Below are 21351 nucleotides of genomic sequence, written 5' to 3'. Positions count from 1 at the left end.
AAATTATAACAAAATAATGGGGTAAAAATTGTTTATCGTATTATTTTCTTACAACAATCGAAAATGTCAAACTCCTACTTTGTTGAATAAATTTTAACATTTAAGCTGTTTATTTTTGGTTTAAGTCGTCTGCTATTAATGAGATGAAAAATGAACATAAGGTTGCGCACCAAGCAAAGGAAAATCAGGTTTTTAATATGCTTAACTGAGCAATTTTTTGGCCCGGGCCAGGGCGGCTCCGATTATTTGATGCATATCATAATACTTATATTCAGCTAGCCTACCTCCAAAGATAATTTGATCTTGTTCTGACATTTCTTTATAGGCTTTGTATAAATTGGTGTTTTTAGTATCGTTAATTGGATAATAAGGCTCATTTTTTATTGAAGCCTCCAAAGGGTATTCTTCTGTGATAATGGTATTTTCCTGATTGCCAAACTCAAAATGCTTATGTTCTAAAATCCGTGTATAAGGAATATTGGCAGCAGTATAATTTACAACTGCATTCCCTTGAAAATTAGATTTTCTCAAAATCTTATGTTTAAACTCCAAACTTCTATATTCTAATCTGCCAAGGGAATAATCATAGAATTCATCTATTTTTCCAGTAAAGACAATATTGTCTGCTAAGTCACTCAGGTTTTCTCTATCCTCAAAAAAATCAATTCCAGTTCTGCATTCAATTCCATTTAATAGTCCATTTGTAAGCATATTATATCCGCCAATGGGTATGCCTTGGTAGGTGTCGTTAAAATAATTATTGTCGAACGTAAAACGCAGGGGCAACCTTTTAATAATAAAAGCGGGAAGCTGTGTTGCCTTTCTTCCCCACTGCTTTTCTGTGTATCCCTTTATCAGTTTCTCATAAATATCTTTTCCAACCAAGGAAAGTGCCTGTTCTTCAAGATTGGTTGGTCGTTTTGTTTTGTGTTCTTTGGTTTGTTTGTCAATTATTGCTTTGGCTTCATCTGGTGTTTTAACGTTCCAAAGTTGGTGAAAAGTGTTCATGTTGAACGGTAGATTGTAGAGCTCTCCTTTGTAGTTGGCCAAAGGAGAGTTTGTATACCTGTTGAAAGGGACGAAACTATTTACGTAATCCCATATGAACTTGTCATTTGTATGGAATATATGAGCTCCGTATTTATGTACGTTTATACCTTCAATATTTTCACAATAGGTATTTCCACCGAGATGATTACGTTTATCAATTACTAAACACCTTTTATTTTTCTTGGTTGCTTCATGGGCAAAAACAGCTCCAAAAAGCCCAGCACCAATAATTAGATAGTCGTATTCTCGATTTTTGGACATGCAAAACAAATTTTACCAAAGATAGGATGTTGATGAAAAATGAGAAGTATTTTATGACTAATGATGATACCTTAAAAGAGATATATTTGCAAAAGCAAACTAGCTTAATCATCAATCATAATGCAATCTAAAAATCTTTTCTACATTTCAAGAAATTATAAGTTTTCTAGAAATGCCGCTTCCAAACCAAAAATGGATTGTGAAACTGTTTTGACCAAAATGGGCTTTAAAAACTTAGGGTTCAAACAAAGTAACCACCCTAGTTCTGCTATTGGTGCCGTTATAAGTTTTTTTGGTATTATGAAAGGCCTTATTCGATTGCCTAATAGGTCGGTCTTTTGTATGCAGTATCCGCTGAGCAAATTTTTTAATCTGGTAGTTTTTTTTGCTTCTCTAAAAAAATGTACTCTTATTATTATTGTTCATGATGTTAAATTCTTGATGGGGAAAAGAAAAGATGCAGCTGGTGAAATAAGAAAATTTAATAAAGCAGATTATTTGATAGTGCATAATGAATCCATGAAGAAATGGTTTGAAGAGAATGCTTGCAAAGCAAGAATGGTAACAAATGATATTTTTGACTACATACATACAATGACCAAAGAGATTCACCAAAATGACACAACACCCACTGAAGTTGTTTTCGCAGGAGGTTTGGGGAAAGAAAAAAGCGAGTTTTTATACAGTGCGGATAATTTAGGACATAAAAATTATGTCCTAAAACTATATGGAGGTGGTTTCAACAAGGAAGCCGTTGACTCAAGTTCTTCGATTTTGTCGTATCAAGGTGTATTCTCCCCAGATAAGGTCATTAGCGAAATATCAGGATCTTTTGGCTTGGTATGGAATGGTAATTCGATTGATGGGTGCTCTGGCGAATTTGGTAAATATTTACAATACAATAACCCGCACAAGACATCATTGTATTTGCTCTGTGGGTTGCCGGTAATCATCTGGAAAAAAGCGGCAATGGCCAAGTTCATAGAGAAAGAAAACCTAGGGCTTACTATAGATTCCTTAAGTGATTTGGAAAGCACTCTGAATCAACTATCCAATGAGGACTATTCAAAAATCATTAAAAATGTAAAAATTGCCAGAACCAAAATAGCCGAAGGTCATTATTTGAAAGCTGCAATGGAAAAAGTCTTGCAGCTTCACTTTGACAATACTTAATTTTAACCTTGGTATTATAGGCTATTTTAAACAGCAACATCATGTTCTCTAAGTGCATTGTTGAGCGAAGTTTTCTTATCGGTACTCTCTTTGCGTTTACCAATGATCAAGGCACACGGTACCTGATATTCTCCAGCAGTGAATTTTTTGGTATAGCTCCCAGGGATTACAACCGATCTTGCAGGTACTCTACCTTTAAGTTCAATAGCCTCTTTACCCGTTACATCAATTATTTTTGTCGATGCGGTCAGTACCACATTGGCACCCAGAACAGCTTCTTTTTCAACACGTACACCTTCAACAACAATGCATCTGGAACCAATAAAGGCATTGTCCTCTATAATTACAGGAGCTGCTTGCAAAGGTTCTAGGACACCACCAATACCAACACCACCGCTTAAGTGTACATTTTTTCCAATTTGCGCACAACTTCCTACGGTTGCCCAAGTATCGACCATGGTCCCCTCATCCACATAAGCACCTATATTTACATAACTCGGCATTAAAATGGTTCCTTTTGAAATATAAGCACCGTGCCTTGCTACGGCGTGTGGAACAACACGAACGCCTTTTTCTTGATAGCCTCTTTTTAGTGGGATTTTATCATGGTATTCGAAGATACCTGCCTCTAAAACTTCCATTTTCTGTATGGGAAAATAAAGTACGACAGCTTTTTTGACCCATTCATTAATCTGCCAACCGGTATCGCTTGGTTCTGCACAACGCAACTTTCCTAAATCTATTAGACTGATAACTTCTCTAATTGTATCTTGTATGTTTGCTTCTTTCAACAATTCCCTATCGTCCCAAGCCTTTTCTATGATTGACCTTAATTGATTCATTTTTATGAAAAATTTTGACAAAGATAATCGGCTCATCAGAATAATGGCACCTAATTTAAGTCTATAACATTTTTAGGTTTATTTTTGCCAAAATTTTAGATTTGGCCAGAATCGTTGCTTTGGATTATGGAAAGGTTAGGACGGGTATAGCGGTTACTGATGAACTTCAGTTGATTGCTTCGGGTTTGACCACTGTTGAAACCAAAAATTTAATTCCATTTCTTGCTGATTATTTAGAACATGAAGTCGTTGAAGGTTTTGTCGTGGGATTACCTAAACAAATGGACAATACGCCTTCCGAATCCGAAGAGCTTATTCAAGTTTTTTTAAACAAACTATCAGCGAGATTCCCAAAAATAAAAGTGGAACGTCAAGATGAGCGGTTTACCTCTAAAATGGCATTCCAATCCATGTTGGACAGCGGAATGAAAAAGAAGAAGCGGCAAAATAAGGCCTTAGTCGATGAAATAAGTGCGACGCTGATATTACAAGCGTATCTAAACAGAATTTAATTTTATGATTTTATCCATAGTTGCTTACGGAGATCCCGTTTTACGGAAAGTCGCAAAAGATATAACGCAAGACCATCCAAAACTGAACGAGTTGGTCGAAAATATGTGGGAGACCATGTACAATGCCCGTGGTGTGGGTTTGGCGGCTCCCCAGATAGGATTGCCTATCCGCTTATTTTTGGTGGATACGACACCTTTTTCTGATGACGAAGATTTAAGTGCGGAAGAACAAAAAGCATTGGACGGGTTTAAAAAAGTATTCATCAATGCAAAAATTGAAGAAGAAACTGGGGATGAGTGGGACTTTAACGAGGGATGCCTAAGTATTCCCGACATTCGTGAAGATGTAAAACGCAAACCACAAATTAGGATAAGCTATCTTGATGAGAACTTCAAAGCACATACCGAAACTTACGATGGATTATTGGCAAGGGTAATTCAACATGAGTATGACCATATTGAAGGTATTCTCTTTACGGATAAGCTTTCTTCACTAAAAAAGCGACTTTTAAAAAGTAGGTTGGACAAGATTTCCAAAGGAAAAATCAATATAGAATATAGAATGCGTTTTCCAAGCATAAAAAAAGCACGTTAAAAAAATTTACGTTTGGTATAAAAGTATAATTTTGCGCCCATAAAATAATTATACATGGCATTGGACAAGATTTTATCGATTGGTGGTAAACCTGGACTTTTTAAGTTGTTGACCCAAACTAGAACCGGTTTTGTTGGGGAATCGCTACTAGACGGAAAACGGGTTACCGTTGGAATGCGCAGCAATGTAAGTGTCCTTTCCGAAATAGCCATTTATACCCTGGAAGAAGAAATACCGCTAAGAGAGGTCTTTCAAAAAATGAAGGACAAGGAAGAAGGAAAAAAAACAAGCATCAGCCATAAAGCCGAAAAGATTGCACTTGAGGAATATTTCTTTGAAGTATTGCCAAATTACGATGAGGATAGGGTATATGCCAGTGATATAAAGAAGATTATTCAATGGTACAATATTCTTGTTGATAATAAAATAGATGATTTTTCTTCTAAGGATAAAGAGGACGTGCTCGTTAATTCCGATGAGGAAGAATAGCTATTTTTCCCAATCCACAAGTTTAGTAGGGTAGTATTTTACGTTCATCATATCTAAAAAGGGTAATTGTTTAGCCAATCGCTCTTTATAATCTTCCCAGTTTAAATACTCTGAAGTTGACCATCCGAGTTCCGCATAGCCAATGGCTCTGGGGAACGCCAAATACTCCAACTCTTCAATAGTAGAAATGGTTTCTGACCAGAGAGGTGCCTCAATACCTAAAATGGCCTCTTTTGGAAGTCCTGGCACATAGGTTTCGGGGTTCCAGTTGTAAGCAACATCAACTGGAATATGTCCTGCCCAATCCAAACCATATTTAGAAAGGGAATCGTACTTCATGTCCAAATACGCCTTTTTGCCAGGGGATAGAATCACTTTACTGTTATTTTTGGAGGCCTTTAGCGCATTGGATGCTGTTCTCCAATGCTGTGCTATGGTGGTCGAATCAATTTTGGAATGTGCAATTTCGTCCCAACCTATCATTTGCTTTCCATGCTTTTGAACGATATCCTCAACTCTTTCAATAAAGTAGTTATAATCCCTTTTTTTTGTGACAAAACTCTCGTCGCCACCAATATGAAAATAAGGACCTGGGGTAATATTGGCTATTTCACCGATTACATCATCCAAAAATGAATAAACGGTATCTTTTCGAGTATCAAAAGTGCTAAAACCCACCCGCATACCCGTGTATGGTTTTATCTTTTTTCCGTTTCCGTTTAAAAAAGGATAACTCACAGAAGCGGCGTTGGTATGGCCTGGCATATCTATTTCTGGAATAATTGTAATAAATCGTTCGGCAGCGTACTTTACCAATTCCTTATAATTTTCTTGCGTATAAAAACCACCTTTTCCACCGCCAACTTCCGTTTTGCTTCCAATTTGGGTAAGCTTGGGCCAAGATTTTATTTCAATGCGCCAACCTTGGTCGTCAGAAAGATGTAGGTGTAGCACGTTATATTTATAGTACGCCAAAATGTCCATATATTTTTTAACGTCTTCTACACTAAAAAAATGTCTGGCAACATCTAACATGGCACCTCGGTATTCAAATTTTGGTTTGTCCCAGATTTTCCCTGATGGAACTGGCCATAGTGGGTAATCCGTAAGCGTGTCGTTACTTTTTTCTGGGATAAGTTGCCTTATGGTCTGTACTCCCCTAAAAGCACCGGAAACCGTTTTCGCATTAAGAAATATGGAATCCTTTTTTATATAGAGCTGATATGATTCAGGAGAATCTAAATCAACACTATCGGACAAATTGATATAAATGAATTGCTCAAACTGCTTTTCACTGTCCTGGATATTGACATCGATATCCAAACCAATCTTGGATTTTATCTTGTTTGATAAAAAAAGACCCACTTCTTCAAGTTCGGTGTTGGCAGAAGAAGTTAATATGACCGTATTTTTTGATAGTCCAAAAGCTGTATGGGTCGGAACAACTTTTAAGGGTTTTGGAATCAATGCGTTTACCGCAAGGTCCGTTTTGGGAAAATTGATTTCTTCTTTCTGTGGTTGGCATGCAGCTATAAAAGTGACTACACTTAAAATCAACAAGGCTTTTGATAACATGCTAGGGGTTTGTTTTATAAATATGATTTTTGATGACTTCGTACCAGATATCATATCCTTTTGAGTTCATGTGTAGTCCGTCCGAAATGAAGAGGTCCTTCTTTAACCTCCTATTATTGAGCATCGTGTTCCAGACATCCGCAAAATAGATACCTTTCGTGTCAATGGCATATCGGTGCATCCTTCTGTTCAAACGTTTATATTTTCCCCTTAAGTGCCATCTAGAAATGCTGGGTTTAGCAGAAATCAAAACAATTTCCATTTGTGGATTTCTTTGTTTGAGGCTGTTGGTAATGTTGGTAATCGTAGCGAGTATATTTTTAGGTTTTTTTTTGGCATTGATATCATTGTCACCTTCATAAATAAAGACCTGTGTTGGATTATAATCTAAAACCAATTCATTTAAATAATGTTCTAAATCGGATGACTGTGATCCACCAAATCCGGTATTCAGGATTTGTTTTTCAGGAAACCGTTCCTGAAGGTCTTTCCAAAAGCGAATACTGGAACTGCCCGTAAAGACAATGGTTTCCCTTTCGGAATCCCATATAGAATCTGTTTTTTTGCTGATTTCCCTAACCTCATCTGCAAATGGAAAGTTTTGCTGCGCATTAACAGTAAAAAGAGATAACAGTGCAATAAGGAAAAACTTCATTTTTTCGGGAATTAATCTATCGTAAATGTTCCAGTAAGTCCTTTTTGAGAATTAGTTCCCACCAGTACTCCAAACTCTCCGGGTTCAACCAAAAAATCATAAGAATGATTGTAAAATCCTAATTCTGCTTCGGTCAAGACCAGTGTTATTTTTTTTGTCTCACCTGCTGCTAAACTTACTTTCTCGAAGCCTTTTAGCTCTTTTACGGGTCTCGTTACGCTCGCAACCTTGTCATGTATGTAGAGTTGTACAACTTCTTCGCCATCTGACTCTCCACTATTTTTTACCATAACGGATACCGTAACATTTTTCTGGTCCGCTGTGTCAATTTCTAAATTCGAATATTCGAAAGTCGTATAACTTAAACCATGGCCAAAGGGAAATAAAGGCTCGTTTTTCTCATCACCATAATGTGACCAAAACACGTTTGGCTCTGGGTTTGGCCTACCCGTACTAAAATGATTATAATAAATTGGTATCTGCCCAACACTTCTTGGAAACGTCATGGGCAGCTTTCCGCTTGGGTTGTTTTCACCAAACAGGGTTTTGGCAATAGCATTACCTGTTTGGGTTCCCAATTGCCATGCCTCCAAAATAGAAGGGATGTTTTCGGCTTCCCAGTCTATGGTCAACGGTCGACCATTCATCAAAATCAGTACAATATTTTGGTTTACTTTGTAAACCTCCTTTAAAAGTTGTAATTGCAATCCCGGTATCCCCAGTTTGGTTCGACTTCGGCCTTCACCACTTTGAAAACCGTGTTCTCCTAAAACCATAAGGACCACTTCGGATTCTTTTGCCAATGCAACAGCTTCTTCCATACCAGAAGTATCAGTTTCATTTACTTCGACCTCATTCAAGAAGTTGGCGTCCTTGTTGAACACTTTGGGTCCTTTACTATATTTGAAGTCTATACCCAATCCTGTTAATCCTTCCAGTACCGAAACAGCTGTGTTGTTATCAGAACCAAGCCTCCAACTCCCCAAAGGACTGTTTTTATCATCTGCCAATTCACCTATCACGGCTATTTTCTGTTGATTTTTTTGCAGCGGGAGCAAATCACCTTCGTTTTTCAAAAGAACGAGTGATTTCAGTGCCATATCTAAAACCCCTGCTTGATGGTCTTTGTGGTACAGTAATTCATTCTCCCTTTCCTCATCACAATAGCGATAAGGGTCATCGAACAATCCTAGCTCAAACTTTACTCGTAAAATACGACGGACAGCATCATCTATGATTTTTTCATCGACCTTTCCTTCTTTTACATTTGCTACTAAATGGTTGACATAGGCGTAGGACTCCATATCCATGTCGGAACCCGCTTTTGCCCCCAGTTCGGCAGAATGCTTCAGGTTGTTTGCAAAGCCATGAGGTACCATTTCGCCAATAGAAGCCCAATCGGATACCACGAATCCATCAAATTCCCACTTTCCTTTTAAAATATCTCTTTGTAAAAATGTATCACCTGTAACGGGGATTCCGTTGAGAATATTAAATCCGTTCATAAAAGTTCTTACACCTGCATCCGCTGCTGCTTTAAAAGGTGGCAAAACAGTATTGAACAGCGTGGAGGTTCCTATGTCCACAGTATTATATTCCTTACCAGCTTCGGCAAATCCATAAGCAGCAAAATGCTTGGCACATGCTGCTATAGTATTGGGTTGGGATAAATCATCCCCTTGGAAACCTTTCACACGTGCCTTAGCAACTTGTGCCCCCAAGTAGGTGTCTTCTCCAGCACCTTCCATGACTCTTCCCCAACGTGGGTCTCTAGAGATATCCACCATTGGGGCAAATGTCCAATTTAGACCTACTGCGGAAGCTTCCGTTGCTGCAATTCTCGCAGATTTTTCAATAGCCTCTAAGTCCCAGCTAGCAGACTCGGCAAGAGGGATTGGAGCTAAAGTTTTGTGACCATGTATAACATCGTAACCAAAAATTAACGGTATACCAAGTCGCGTTTCCTCAACTACTAATTTTTGTAATTTCCGTACTTCTTCGGCACCCACTACGTTGAGCATGGAGCCTACAAGTCCTTTTTTTAAGTGTTCGTATTTTGTTGCTGCATTGCCTCCTTGCGGAGCGGGACCGGTAACATCCCAAAAACCGTTATACTGGTTCATTTGCCCAACCTTCTCTTCTAAGGTCATCAAGCTTAATAAAGAATCTACTTTTTGGTCGGTGGTATTCTCTTGCGCCATAGTGGTGTTGTTCATGGCTGCAAAATAAAGGCAAATTATGCAAAGAACTTTTATTGAGTGTTTCATTTGTACGCTTAAATATTGAAAAATAGCTGATAGTATTCGAAAGTGGTGTAATTGATAGGTGCAAAATAAAGAGAAATAACACAAAATTTTTTATTGGTTGTTTCATTTATACGCTCAAATGTTGAAAAATCATTGATAGTATTCGAAATTAAACCAAAAAACCATAATGCGCTAGTATTGTGTCTTTGTACTTTTAGCCAAAAATTTAATCGATGAATTCTAGACCAGAACAATTAGAAGCTTTTGACCGTCTCTTAACGATTATGGATGAATTGAGGTCACAGTGCCCCTGGGATAAAAAGCAGACCATGCAAACACTTCGTCACTTAACAATAGAAGAAACGTATGAACTTGGAGACGCCATTTTGGAGAATGATTTGGTAGAGGTGAAAAAAGAACTCGGAGACTTACTATTACATATTGTTTTCTATGCAAAAATCGGTTCTGAAACAAATGATTTTGATATTGCCGATGTTGTCAATGAAATTTGTGATAAACTAGTCAATAGGCATCCACATATTTATGGTGATATTAAAGTTGATAGCGAGGATGAGGTAAAACAAAACTGGGAGAACATAAAACTAAAGGAGGGGAAAAAGAGTGTATTGCAAGGAGTACCAAACAGTCTTCCTGCTTTGGTCAAGGCAAGTAGAATTCAAGAAAAAGTGGCTGGCGTCGGCTTTGATTGGGAACGACCAGAACAAGTTTTTGAAAAGGTAAAAGAAGAGTTTTCTGAGCTAAAGGAGGAAATAAAACAGGAGGATCAGGATAAGATAGAGGCAGAATTTGGAGATGTACTATTTTCCCTTGTCAATTATGCCCGTTTTTTGAACATCAATCCAGAAAACGCATTGGAAAGAACCAATAAAAAATTCATGAAAAGATTTCAGTATCTGGAAGCGAAAGCAAAGGAAGCCCAGAAATCTTTGAAGGATATGACCCTGGCTGAAATGGATATTTTTTGGGAAGAAGCGAAACTGCTATAGTCTGATTTTTTTCAAAAAGTACTTTGCTTCAAACATTTAATATCTCTCTAATCCAATTATCTTTACGCGCTTTTAAAATTCCAAATTGTTTCAACAGTACACAAAAGAGTTTGTATATAACCTCCGGTTGGCATATCCAGTAATTTTGGGAATGCTGGGCCATACTTTTGTGGCATTTGCCGATAACATTATGGTTGGGCAATTAGGAACGGCAGAATTGGCGGCCGTTTCTTTGGGCAATAGTTTTGTTTTCATAGCAATGTCACTGGGAATTGGTTTTTCAACAGCGATTACACCTTTGGTTGCCGAAGCGGATGGTGCTGGCAATAAAGCGGATGGGAAAAGTGCATTGAAACACGGTCTAGTGCTATGTACGCTTCTTGGGCTTTCGTTATTTGGAATAATCTTGCTTTGCAAGCCGCTCCTGCATTACATGAAACAACCGGCTGAAGTGGTGGAATTGGCTATTCCCTATTTAGAGTTGGTAGCTTTTTCTTTGGTTCCGTTGATTATATTTCAGGCGTTCAAACAATTTTCTGAGGGACTTTCCCAAACAAAATATCCCATGTACGCTACCATTTTGGCAAATGTGATAAATATTACGCTCAATTACCTGTTGATATTTGGTTCTTTTGGATTTCCAAAACTAGGCATCGTTGGTGCAGCTATCGGCACGTTGGCCTCTCGCTTTATTATGGTCGGTTATATTTGGTTTTTGTTGAAACGGAAAGAAAAATTCCAGACCTACGTTACCGGATTCAATTTTAAGCGTATAGAAAAGACAGTAATCAAAAAAATTATCAGCCTTGGTTTTCCTTCCGCGCTACAAATGTTTTTCGAAGTGGCCATTTTTACCGCTGCAATCTGGTTGAGTGGTGTTTTAGGTAAAAATGCGCAAGCTGCCAACCAAATCGCTTTAAACCTTAGTAGTATGACCTTTATGGTGGGTATGGGACTAAGTGTCGCTGCGATGGTAAGGGTGGGCAACCAAAAAGGATTGCAAGATTTTAAAGAACTTAGGAGGATTGCGGAATCTATATTTTTTCTAACGTTCTTACTGGAAATTGTTTTTGCTGCTCTCTTTCTTATTGGAAGATATTGGTTGCCCACCGTTTATTTGGATGTAGATGATGTTGTAAATCAAATGGATAACACAGAGGTAATCATTATAGCCGCCAAGCTGTTGTTCGTAGCTGCTTTTTTCCAAATTTCGGACGGAATACAAGTTGTGGTACTTGGAGCTTTACGAGGCCTTCAAGATGTCAAGATTCCAACACTTATCACCTTTGTAGCGTATTGGTTGATCGGCTTTCCCGTTAGTTATTACTTTGGATTGTTCACCGAGTTCAAAAGTGTGGGCATCTGGATGGGATTATTATTAGGCCTTACCGCATCTGCCGTAATGTTGTATATTCGATTTAAATACCTTACAAAAAAGCTAATTCAAAATAAACAAGATTCCAGCGTATTGGAATCCAACACATAACAAATGGAATTACCTAAATTTCTTTTAGGCGACAATACAGATCACCCAAGCTCAATTTTTATTGTCCACACGGAATATCCACGCTTTATCATCAACCTTGAAAATGATGAAGTGGAATGGTTGGAAGAGTTCTCTAAAGAGGACGAAAAGGAGTTGGCCGAAGAAGCGGAAAACTTGATTGAAGCTGCTACGGCATTTTACGATAGGGAAGTTTCCAGATATGACGAGTGATCATGTTGGAAGAAATCATAAGACAGGATAAAGAAATATTTTTGTTCCTAAACGGATTGGGGACACAGACATGGGATGGCTTTTGGTTATTTATTACCCATAAGTTGAGCGCAATTCCGCTATATGCTTTATTACTGTTTTTAACCTTCAAATATTTTGGGACCAAAAGAACCTTGATCGTACTAGTTTCCGTGGCACTATTGATTACGGCAACTGATCAGTTGGCCAATTTCTTTAAGTACGGTGTTCAGCGACTACGGCCATGTCATGATGAGGACATAAACATGATGGTTAGATTGGTTAAAAAATCCTGTGGGGGTAAGTTTGGCTATTTTTCGGCACATGCTTCCAATGCCATGGCTTTGGCATCCTTTTTCTCGGTGCTTTTGGGTTCTAGAATAAAGTATTTAGCCATGTTTTTAATTGTTTGGGCCATTCTGGTAGGGTATAGTAGAATCTACATAGGTGTCCACTTTCCTCTAGATGTTCTTACTGGAATTTCAATAGGTGCTATTTTTGGCTGGTTATTTGCCAAGTTAGCTATATTTGCATTCCAAAAATTGGGGCCATGATATCATCTTTAAGATATTGGTTTTTACTTTTCCTTGTTGTTCTGGTGTACATCACCGGAATGTTTGTGACCCTTTTTGAGAACGATTCCGCACAATTTGCGGCGATGGCCATGCGAATGGTGCAAGAAAACGATTTCTTTACCCTTATAAAAGGAACTGAAGAGTATTTGGATAAACCACATATGCATTATTGGTTGGCGGCTTTGTCCTTCAAAATCTTCGGTATTCATGATTGGGCCTATAGAATTCCGGGTATTTTGGCGACGTTACTAGGAGCTTACAGTTGTTATGGACTGGGAAAACTACTCTACAATAAGGATATTGGTAAGTTTTCTGCACTTATTTTCATGACTGCCCAGACCATTGTGTTATCGACTATTGATGTGCGTACAGATGCTGTTTTGACCGGGTTTACCATTTTTGCAATCTGGCAATTGGTAAGTTATGTTGAAAAAAATACAATCTGGAATATTGTTCTTGGTGCGTTTGGGGCGGGAATCGCTTTTTCAACAAAAGGACAGATTGCATTAGTGGTGATAAGCATTTCAATCCTATGTCATTTGGCGTATACTAGAAAATGGGAGCGATTGTTCAATTGGAAGTTTTTTGTAGCCCTATTGGTTTTTGGAATTACGATAACACCAATGCTCTACGCATATTATTTACAGTTTGATCTACATCCTGAAAAAGTGATAAGGGGAAAAAATAACCGGAGCGGTATCTTCTTTATTTTTTGGGAACAAAGTTTCGAGAGACTTAGTGGTGAGGGAGTAGGGAAGAACAGTAACGATTTCTTTTTCTTTTTTCATACATTTTTATGGGTGTTTTTACCTTGGACAGTGCTAGCTTTAATAGCATATTGGTATCGAATCCGAACATTTTGGAAGCTGCGTTTTAAGTATAGGTCACAATATGAGTTTTTAACTTTGGGTGGAATTACTATCTTGTTTTTTCTGATAAGTCTCGCACAATTTAAGCTTCCTCATTATATTAATATTTTAATGCCTTTGTATGCCATTTTATCGGCATCATACTTGCACAGCTTGAATAGGCATTCAAAAAGTGCAGTAATCAAAGGATTGTTGGGAGTGCAATATTTTATTCTTAGCCTGGTTTTTATCTTTTCGCTTCTGGTATGTTTTCATGTTTTTAAATTTCAGTCAATTTATTCTTATATCGTATTGGTCGCTGTCTTAGCGGTTATAACATATTTCTGTCTAAAGCGAGAGGCATACTATATGCGTATCATCACCTTGTCGGTATATAGTTCATTACTGCTCAATGGTGTACTCAATACCCACTTTTATCCAACATTGCTGGAATACCAAGCAGGGTCCACTATGGCCGAAAAAGTATCGGAACATGAAATAGCCACAGACAATATTTATAAAATTTCAAAGCGATTTACTTGGGCTTTGGATTTCTATAATGAACAACCGGTACAAATCATCACCAAATCAGCATTAAAAAACCTGAAGGATTCTTGGGTGTATGTGGATGATAATGAACTACAGGAACTTCGGGATTCTGGAATCAATTGGAAAGAACAGATAACGGTAGACCAGTTTCGGATAACTAGGTTACAGCTTAAATTTTTAAACCCCCAGACACGGCATAAAAAGTTAAATCATATGCATTTGCTGCATCTTGATTAATCTTTGGTCACTTCTAGTTTAGGCTTTTTAAAATGGTAAAACACGCCAAAAAAGGATATCAAGGCGGTGATAAGAAAAAAGGTAAGGCTTATACCAATAGAGGTGTTTACCTCCAACCCTAACCATTTTGCTCCATATAAAAATGTAATCTCCCGGCTTCCAATTCCACCAATTGTCAATGGTACTACAGAAACTATGGAAGAAATGAGAAAGACAAAGAGATATTCGAATGTGTCCAAATCAATAGACAAAGACTTTAAAATACATAGTATACAGACAAGTTGTGAAAACTGTACAAGTGCTGAGTATCCTATGGATTTCCAAAAAATAGGTAATGTATAGGAAAAGAATCTTTTATGGAGAAACCAAAATACACCAATACTCAAAGGGATTCCTAAAATAAATATCCAGATGAAATCAGTGAAAATTGGGTTATTAATGAAAAGTGTACAGATACAAGCGTAAATGAAAATCAGTAGCATACCGCTCAATCTATCCAACAACAATACGGAAACCACCTTTTTTGTTCCAGATTTATATTGTTTTTGAATTACATAACCTTTATAGGCATCACCGCCAATACCACCTGGGAGAAATAGATTGTAGAACATCCCCAAAAGATAGAGTTTAAGATTGCTCAACTGGGTTATCTTAACGCCTATCTGATGAAAATAGAGATTGAGTCTAAAAGATGCCAAGACCTTGGAAATCGCGACTAGCAAAACGCCAAGTATTAAATAAAAAGGATTACTTTTTTCTAAAGTGGCAGCTACCTCTTTAAAATCGATTTTAGTGAAAATAAAGTAGATTAAAGCTGCACTGATGCCAATCTTTAAGACAGTTATGAGCTTTTTACGCAGCTTTTCCGTCACCTATGGTAATTTTTTTAACACGATATGGTCTTTTTTGCTGTGATTCATAGTACGTACGAATAAGCAGTTCCATCACAATACCTATGGTAAACAACTGAATTCCCCCCAAGATGAACATCATTCCGAAAATGAGTAAAGGTCTACTACCAATATCCTCCCCAAAGCCCAGCTTTACGATAAGCAGATAAATATTAATAAAGATTCCCAAGATGATCAACAATACGCCAAAAATCCCAAAAAGGTGTATGGGCCGCTGAAAGTACTTTCTAATAAATAGTAATAGCATCATATCGGCCACTACCTTAAAAACCCTTTCTAGTCCGTACTTGGATACTCCCGCATGGCGGGCGTGGTGTTTTACGGGGACCTGTTTTATTTGAGCACCTTCTAAATGCGCTAATAAGGTTATAAAGCGGTGCATTTCACCATAAAGATTAAGGCCTTTGGCAATATCCTTGGTAAATACTTTTAATGCACATCCATTATCCTTTATATCCAATTTTGTCACCCTTCGAACCAAAAAATTAGCAATTTTGGACGGTATTTTTTTAACTAAGGAATCCTTTCTTTTTTGACGTATGCCCGTTATTAAATCAAATTCTTCGGTGATGGCATGTTCAAGCATTTGTGGTATGTCCGAAGGGTCGTTTTGTAGATCGCCATCCATGGTAATAATGTATTCTCCTTCGGCATAATCAATTCCAGCAGCCAATGCGAGACTTTGGCCATAGTTCTTTTTCAATTCGATGAGATGGACTTTTTCATCATCCATTTGTTTCACCTTTACCCGAGTTTTGTCCGTTGAAAAATCATCAATATAGATTATCTGGTATTGATACCCCTCTAGGCTCTCATGTATTTTTTGGGTCAATAACACCACATTGTCCTCTTCATTGTATAGGGGAACGACTATGGATAAAAGGGAGTTTGTTATACTGCTCATCTATTGGCTTAAAGTCTGGGCAAATTTACTTTTTTTATTTAAGTTCCTTAGCGATGTTGTCCAAGAGTGTTTTGGCGGCATAGAAAGGTGATATCTTATTTTGCCCTACAGCAGTTAACATTTTTTGCTGCATGGTTTTAAAAGACTTTTTTTGATGAAATAATTGCTTTATCTGTTCATCCACAGCTTGAAGAAACCAATTTTTGTTCTGAATCTCCCTGTTTTTTTCAAAGTGACCGTTTTCCAAATTCTGTGCTATGAAATCTTGAATCATTTTCCAGATTTCTATGATTCCGTTATTTTCCGTGGCCGAACAGCTCAACACTTTTGGAGTCCAGCCATTTTCTTTGGGCGGATATAGATGTAATGCCCTTGCAAATTCAGTTTCTGCCAGTTTAGCTCTTTTCAAATTATCGCCATCGGCCTTATTAATAGCTATGGCATCTGCCATTTCCATGATTCCCCGTTTTATTCCCTGTAGTTCATCTCCTGCACCTGATAATTTTAATAATAGAAAAAAATCGACCATACTATGGACCACGGTCTCGCTTTGTCCAACCCCAACGGTTTCTACAAGAATTACATCATAACCTGCTGCTTCGCAAAAAATAATGCTTTCCCGTGTTTTTCTTGCGACACCTCCCAAAGATTCGCCCGAAGGAGAGGGTCTAATAAAAGCATTTGGGTCTTTTGCAAGTGTTTCCATTCTGGTTTTGTCGCCTAGGATACTTCCTTTACTTAAAGTACTTGTTGGGTCGACGGCGAGTACCGCTACTTTTTTACCAAGATCGGTAAGGGTCTTACCAAATACTTCTATAAATGAGCTTTTACCAACACCAGGTACCCCAGTAATTCCTATACGGATGCTTTTAACGGGTTTAACAAGGCATTTTTCAATAATGGCGTTTGCTTTTTCAAAATGTTCGGGTTTGGAACTTTCAAGAAGCGTAATGGCCCTCGCCAAAATAGCTTTGTTGCCCTCAAAAATACCTTCAACAAGTGTAGCTGTGGACATGTCCTGTTTTCTAAGTTGCTTTATTTTGGAAATTGAAGCTATGAGTATCGTTTTTTTAATGAGCAAAAGTTAAGCTCATTACATAGTATACGAAGGTAAAAAGTTTTCAGGTGTTTTTGTTGGACAATTGTCATAGGATGGGAAAAACAATAAACAATAAACAATGAACAGTGAACAATGCTTATGCTGAGTGCAGTCGAAGCTAACAATAGATAAACGGTATTTCACAAAAATTTAATAATGCATATACGATGGTATCCACTTACAAATAGTAACTTCTGGTATTAAATAAGAAATTGCCTCGTTGCTAGGTGCTGCTTGGTCAGTGGGGTATAAGAATTAAACATAAATAATTACGGATGAAAACTATTTTTGAAAGTAAAGCTACCAACATGGGAGGTAGAGCCGGACATGTACAAAGCGAGGATGGCGTATTGGATTTTGATATTAGTATGCCAACTTCCAGTGGAAAACCAAACGCTAAATCGACCAATCCTGAAGAACTTTTTGCAGCTGCTTATTCCACCTGCTTTGCCGGAGCTATACAAGCGGTGTCCAAAGAACATGGCGTTGATGATTTAGGAGATTTTAGTGTTACCGCCATGGTGTCGTTCAATAAAGAGGAGGAAGGCTTTTTTCTTGAAGCCACATTGGATGCATACTTACCTACGGTAGATAAGGAGACCGGTGAAAAACTGATCAATGCGGCTCATGAGATATGTCCTTACAGCAAAGCTACAAGGGATAATATTACCGTACATTTAAACTTGTTGATGGACGAGTAGTAAAATAACGATTCAAAATATAGGAATCCCGTTGAGCCTTCAACGGGATTTTTTTGTTAAAATCGAAAAGGACAACATTTTTTGCAACACTGTCTTTTTTGTATCGTCTTTATATCGAACAACTAAAAAACCAAAGAGAACCAACGACCATGTTTCAAATTGAACTGGTAGAACAATGCAAGGCAAACGACCGTAAAGCACAATTAAAGCTGTATAGGCAATATTGTGACGGGATGTACAATGTCGCCATGCGTTTTTTGAAAAACCCGGATGATGCCGAAGATGTGCTGCAAGAGTCTTTTATAAAAGCATTTCAAAGGATACATCAATTTAAAGGGGAGGTCACTTTTGGAGCTTGGTTAAAAAGAATAGTTGTAAACGGTAGTATCGATTTTTTAAAGTCGAAGCACCAAAGAACAATAGAATTGAACGAGAGTTACATGCACGTGGTCGAAGATGATGATTGGACAGTTAGTGATGGAGTCTCGCTGGTGAAAATTAAGGCAGCTATGGAGGAGTTACCCGAAAAATACAGATATGTGGTTCAGTTGTTTCTTGTTGAAGGATATGATCACAACGAAATAGCACAGATTCTTGGGATTAGCGGAACTGCTTCAAGAACCAGATTATTACGTGGCAAAGCACAATTACAGGAAAAACTTAAAGATATTTCTTATGGCACAGGACATTAGGGATTTGTTCGCAAAGGAAAGGGAGAAAACCTATATCATGAAAAAGGGGCACGAGGCCCGTTTTTTATCCAAATTGGAGGAAGAATTGCCGGGCAATTCAGTACAGAAGAGATTCCCTTCAATCTTTTGGTTGGGAATAGCGGCATCCCTTACAATTATTTTTGGTTTGGGAGTTTACTTTTTTTCTGTATCGAATACTGTAGATTCAAATTCGACATCGACTATTGTTGAGAATGGAAAAGAAGACGAAGATCTGAAAACAATTTCGTTGGGAGACCTTTCACCAGATTTGAAAAAAATTGAAAGCTATTACGTTACCAATATCAATATACAGTTGTCCGATCTTGATTATACGGGCGAAAACAAGATAGTGGTCGATGGCTATATGGAACGCCTTGCCGAATTGGACAAGGAGTACAGCAAATTGAATGTAGAGTTAAACGAGATTGGGCCCAACGACCAAACGATAACCGCCTTGGTCAAAAATCTTCAATTAAGACTACAATTGTTGCAGAAGTTAAAAACAAAGTTAAATCAATTAAAATCATCAAAAAATGAACAGGAATCATCAAATACTATTTAATGTTTTTCTCATGTTCTTGGTAGGCATTGCCTGCTATGGTCAGGAAAAATCAAAAACGTACAAAGAAACTTTCAACGTAGACAGTGATGCGGAATTGAATCTCAATACCAGCCACACCGATATTGAATTTGAAACTTGGAACAAAAATCAAGTTGAGATTACCGCTATTGTTGAAATAGAAGATGCAACAGACGAAGAGGCCAAATCTTATTTTGATAAGGAGGTTGTAAAGATTATGGGAAACAGTAGGGAGATTGAAGTAAGTACCAAGGAACAAGGTTTTGGAGATAGGTTCAACGTAAGGGGCATGAATATAGATATACCGGACATGTCTTTTATAGAGCCTTTATTTGAAAGTATAGCGATTCCAGAGTTACCTGAAGTTATTGTACTTCCTGATATGCCACCCGTGCCTCCTGTGCCCAATATTCAATTTGATTATGATGCCTATAAGCGAGATGGAGATGCTTATATGAAAGAATGGAAAAAAGATTTTGATGAAAGCTTTGATGAAGAATATAAGGAACGCTTTGAAGCATGGGGAAATAGGGTTAAGGAGATGGCAGAGAAAAAAGCGGAAAGAATAGAGGAGCAGGAGCAAAGGAGAAAAGAGCTTTTGGAAAAACGAAACGAACTGAGAGAAGAGGCACATGAAAAAAGGAATCAAGCATTAAAAGAACGTAATGAAAAACGCAAGATCAAGGCAAAAAGGGTGTACAGAATCAATCGTGGCGATGATTCAGATACATTTTATTTTTCATCGGGAGGAGAAAGTAAACGCTTTAAGGTAAAAAAGTATATTAAAATAAAGATGCCAAAATCCATCAAACTCAAAATGAACGTTAGACACGGAGAGGTGAAGTTGGCAGAGAATGCCAAAAATATAAATGCAAGCTTGTCATACGCAAGCTTGCTTGCCTCTACAATTGATGGTGATCGAACAGATATTAGGGCATCATACTCGCCTGTGGTCGTACAAAACTGGAATTATGGGCAATTAAAAACAGATTATTCAGATAGGGTAGATTTAAAAGAAGTAGGGGAGCTGCAATTGAGTACCGTATCTTCAAATGTGGTCATTGAACGGCTAACAGGTAAAGCTTTTGTGAAAAATAATCTGAGCGAATTGCATATAAATTCAGTGGGCAACGATTTTTCAACCATTGATATCACGGTAGAAAATGGTGAGGTTGTTTGTAAAATTCCTTCTGTACCTTTCTTTGTTTATGTAAACGAAACACTTTCAGAATTGGAATTCCCAAAAACGTTTATCATGGAATCTTCTAAAAGTCGTGGCTCCAATGTGCATAAAGGGTATCATATCGATACTAAAAATCATAAAGCCATAAACATCAACTCAAGATATAGCGAAGTGGTGCTAAAGCAATAATATTATTTTTTAAGTATTAAAGTCCCAAATACATCGGCATTTATCCAGCCTTGATTTTTATCTTCTCCTGGCACAAAGACAGATCCTATAAAATTCTCCCGCTCTTTACTGTTATCATTGTCGCAATAGGCAAGTGCAAATCCAACTTTTTTATTTTTAGATAGGCTTACGGGTTTATTTTCTTTTCCATCTTTAAAATCATCAGAAAAAAGCTTTACCGCAATTTCCCAAGTGGTGGTCTTGTCATCTGTAACATGTTTTGAAGTGACATGTTCATTATAAAGCCTCGGTTTTTCGTCTGGTGCAAGATCTACAACATTTCCATCTAAGGCCACGTGGTAAGCGAATGCGTTGTGAGAGAATTGATGTTCGCCCCCAGAATTGTCTTCATCTACAAATATCTCCACACAATCATCGTCCCACCAAAATTTTAAGGGGTCTTTATTTTGGTCAAAAAGAATATCGTCCGTAATCTCGACCAAAAGATAGAGGGCATCCTCATCCCAGCTTACTTTATACCTACCACTAAAATCATCATTAGTGTAAGAATCACCAAGCCAAAGCTGGTCCAATGCGAGCCATTTTGCATTGCCCCAACAAGCATCTAAAGCCTGACCATCTATAACGGGACTTTTTTGGGCTTTGTTTACGACTATTACTTGGTGGTCCTCTTTTTTAAGGGAAGAACAAGCTGTAATAACCAAAAAAAGAGCCACGCACAT

Annotated in this window: 22 protein-coding genes; 13 read left to right on the top strand and 9 right to left on the bottom strand. The window is 37.7% G+C overall.

What is annotated here, in order from left to right; translation table 11 throughout:
- Positions 1–201: 201 nt before the first annotated feature.
- The gene (gene glf, locus KIM67_RS03980; protein WP_213830066.1) at positions 202–1311 is read right to left on the bottom strand and encodes a UDP-galactopyranose mutase; all 1110 of its coding nucleotides are present in this window, start codon (positions 1309–1311) and stop codon (positions 202–204) included.
- Positions 1312–1431: 120 nt separating this feature from the next.
- On the opposite strand from glf, the gene KIM67_RS03975 reads away from it, so the two are divergent.
- Positions 1432–2484: a beta-1,6-galactofuranosyltransferase gene (locus KIM67_RS03975; protein WP_213830065.1), complete on the top strand. Its 1053-nt coding sequence runs from the start codon at positions 1432–1434 to the stop codon at positions 2482–2484.
- Between the two features lie 26 nt (positions 2485–2510).
- On the opposite strand, the gene KIM67_RS03970 is transcribed toward KIM67_RS03975, so the two are convergent.
- Complete coding sequence (locus KIM67_RS03970; protein WP_213830064.1) at positions 2511–3326, bottom strand: 2,3,4,5-tetrahydropyridine-2,6-dicarboxylate N-succinyltransferase; 816 nt, start codon at positions 3324–3326, stop codon at positions 2511–2513.
- A gap of 101 nt (positions 3327–3427) precedes the next feature.
- On the opposite strand from KIM67_RS03970, the gene ruvX reads away from it, so the two are divergent.
- The 3 genes from ruvX to KIM67_RS03955 are packed head-to-tail and all read left to right on the top strand — an operon-like array spanning position 3428 to position 4922.
- A complete protein-coding gene (gene ruvX / locus KIM67_RS03965) occupies positions 3428–3838 on the top strand; it encodes a Holliday junction resolvase RuvX (RefSeq protein ID WP_213830063.1) in 411 nt (136 codons plus the stop codon).
- Positions 3839–3842: 4 nt separating this feature from the next.
- Positions 3843–4433, top strand: coding sequence for a peptide deformylase (gene def, locus KIM67_RS03960; protein ID WP_213830062.1), 591 nt, complete (start codon positions 3843–3845; stop codon positions 4431–4433).
- A gap of 54 nt (positions 4434–4487) precedes the next feature.
- Positions 4488–4922 carry a DUF5606 domain-containing protein gene (locus KIM67_RS03955; protein WP_213830061.1) on the top strand — a complete coding sequence of 145 codons (435 nt, stop codon included), beginning with the start codon at positions 4488–4490 and terminating at the stop codon, positions 4920–4922.
- Here the strand turns inward: KIM67_RS03955 and KIM67_RS03950 are convergent, their stop codons facing one another.
- Genes KIM67_RS03950 through bglX form a run of 3 tightly spaced genes read right to left on the bottom strand, consistent with a single transcriptional unit; the run spans position 4923 to position 9419 of the window.
- Positions 4923–6497 carry a family 20 glycosylhydrolase gene (locus KIM67_RS03950; protein ID WP_213830060.1) on the bottom strand — a complete coding sequence of 525 codons (1575 nt, stop codon included), beginning with the start codon at positions 6495–6497 and terminating at the stop codon, positions 4923–4925.
- A gap of 1 nt (position 6498) precedes the next feature.
- Positions 6499–7152, bottom strand: coding sequence for an SGNH/GDSL hydrolase family protein (locus KIM67_RS03945; protein WP_213830059.1), 654 nt, complete (start codon positions 7150–7152; stop codon positions 6499–6501).
- Between the two features lie 11 nt (positions 7153–7163).
- A complete protein-coding gene (bglX, locus tag KIM67_RS03940; protein WP_213830058.1) occupies positions 7164–9419 on the bottom strand; it encodes a beta-glucosidase BglX in 2256 nt (751 codons plus the stop codon).
- Positions 9420–9631: 212 nt separating this feature from the next.
- Here bglX and mazG point away from each other — a divergent pair, with 212 nt between their 5' ends.
- From mazG to KIM67_RS03915, 5 genes are all read left to right on the top strand, one after another.
- On the top strand, positions 9632–10405 hold the full coding sequence (mazG, locus tag KIM67_RS03935; protein ID WP_213830057.1) for a nucleoside triphosphate pyrophosphohydrolase: 774 nt from the start codon (positions 9632–9634) through the stop codon (positions 10403–10405).
- An 85-nt stretch (positions 10406–10490) separates the two neighbouring features.
- The gene (locus tag KIM67_RS03930) at positions 10491–11891 is read left to right on the top strand and encodes an MATE family efflux transporter (protein ID WP_213830056.1); all 1401 of its coding nucleotides are present in this window, start codon (positions 10491–10493) and stop codon (positions 11889–11891) included.
- 3 nt (positions 11892–11894) lie between these two features.
- A complete protein-coding gene (locus tag KIM67_RS03925) occupies positions 11895–12122 on the top strand; it encodes a hypothetical protein (RefSeq protein ID WP_213830055.1) in 228 nt (75 codons plus the stop codon).
- A 2-nt stretch (positions 12123–12124) separates the two neighbouring features.
- Positions 12125–12694 carry a phosphatase PAP2 family protein gene (locus KIM67_RS03920; RefSeq protein ID WP_213830054.1) on the top strand — a complete coding sequence of 190 codons (570 nt, stop codon included), beginning with the start codon at positions 12125–12127 and terminating at the stop codon, positions 12692–12694.
- The gene (locus KIM67_RS03915) at positions 12691–14349 is read left to right on the top strand and encodes a glycosyltransferase family 39 protein (protein WP_213830053.1); all 1659 of its coding nucleotides are present in this window, start codon (positions 12691–12693) and stop codon (positions 14347–14349) included. The genes KIM67_RS03920 and KIM67_RS03915 overlap by 4 nt, the downstream gene beginning before the upstream one ends.
- Here the strand turns inward: KIM67_RS03915 and KIM67_RS03910 are convergent.
- Genes KIM67_RS03910 through meaB form a run of 3 tightly spaced genes read right to left on the bottom strand, consistent with a single transcriptional unit; the run spans position 14346 to position 17245 of the window.
- Positions 14346–15221 (bottom strand): lysylphosphatidylglycerol synthase transmembrane domain-containing protein, encoded by an 876-nt coding sequence (locus KIM67_RS03910; protein WP_213830052.1) that lies wholly within the window; start codon positions 15219–15221, stop codon positions 14346–14348. The genes KIM67_RS03915 and KIM67_RS03910 overlap by 4 nt on opposite strands.
- Positions 15202–16164, bottom strand: coding sequence for a glycosyltransferase family 2 protein (locus KIM67_RS03905; protein ID WP_213830051.1), 963 nt, complete (start codon positions 16162–16164; stop codon positions 15202–15204). Before KIM67_RS03905 ends, KIM67_RS03910 begins: the two co-directional genes overlap by 20 nt.
- 34 nt (positions 16165–16198) lie before the next feature.
- On the bottom strand, positions 16199–17245 hold the full coding sequence (meaB, locus tag KIM67_RS03900; RefSeq protein ID WP_250149138.1) for a methylmalonyl Co-A mutase-associated GTPase MeaB: 1047 nt from the start codon (positions 17243–17245) through the stop codon (positions 16199–16201).
- Between the two features lie 293 nt (positions 17246–17538).
- On the opposite strand from meaB, the gene KIM67_RS03895 reads away from it, so the two are divergent.
- The 4 genes from KIM67_RS03895 to KIM67_RS03880 all read left to right on the top strand — a co-directional run bounded on the left by KIM67_RS03895 (position 17539) and on the right by KIM67_RS03880 (position 20629).
- Complete coding sequence (locus KIM67_RS03895) at positions 17539–17964, top strand: organic hydroperoxide resistance protein (RefSeq protein WP_213830050.1); 426 nt, start codon at positions 17539–17541, stop codon at positions 17962–17964.
- 149 nt (positions 17965–18113) lie between these two features.
- Complete coding sequence (locus tag KIM67_RS03890) at positions 18114–18656, top strand: RNA polymerase sigma factor (protein WP_213830049.1); 543 nt, start codon at positions 18114–18116, stop codon at positions 18654–18656.
- Entirely contained in the window at positions 18640–19239 is a 600-nt protein-coding gene (locus tag KIM67_RS03885) for a hypothetical protein (RefSeq protein WP_213830048.1), read from the top strand. The genes KIM67_RS03890 and KIM67_RS03885 overlap by 17 nt, the downstream gene beginning before the upstream one ends.
- Positions 19211–20629 (top strand): hypothetical protein, encoded by a 1419-nt coding sequence (locus KIM67_RS03880; protein WP_213830047.1) that lies wholly within the window; start codon positions 19211–19213, stop codon positions 20627–20629. The genes KIM67_RS03885 and KIM67_RS03880 overlap by 29 nt, the downstream gene beginning before the upstream one ends.
- Before the next feature lie 2 nt (positions 20630–20631).
- Here the strand turns inward: KIM67_RS03880 and KIM67_RS03875 are convergent, their stop codons facing one another.
- Positions 20632–21345 carry a CBM9 family sugar-binding protein gene (locus KIM67_RS03875; protein WP_371815657.1) on the bottom strand — a complete coding sequence of 238 codons (714 nt, stop codon included), beginning with the start codon at positions 21343–21345 and terminating at the stop codon, positions 20632–20634.
- Between the last annotated feature and the right edge of the window lie 6 nt (positions 21346–21351).

This window comes from Flagellimonas sp. 389, from assembly GCF_018449435.1.
GTDB lineage: Bacteria > Bacteroidota > Bacteroidia > Flavobacteriales > Flavobacteriaceae > Flagellimonas.
Note: the sequence above shows the minus strand (reverse complement) of the source record. Positions and strands in the feature narration are given on the sequence as shown.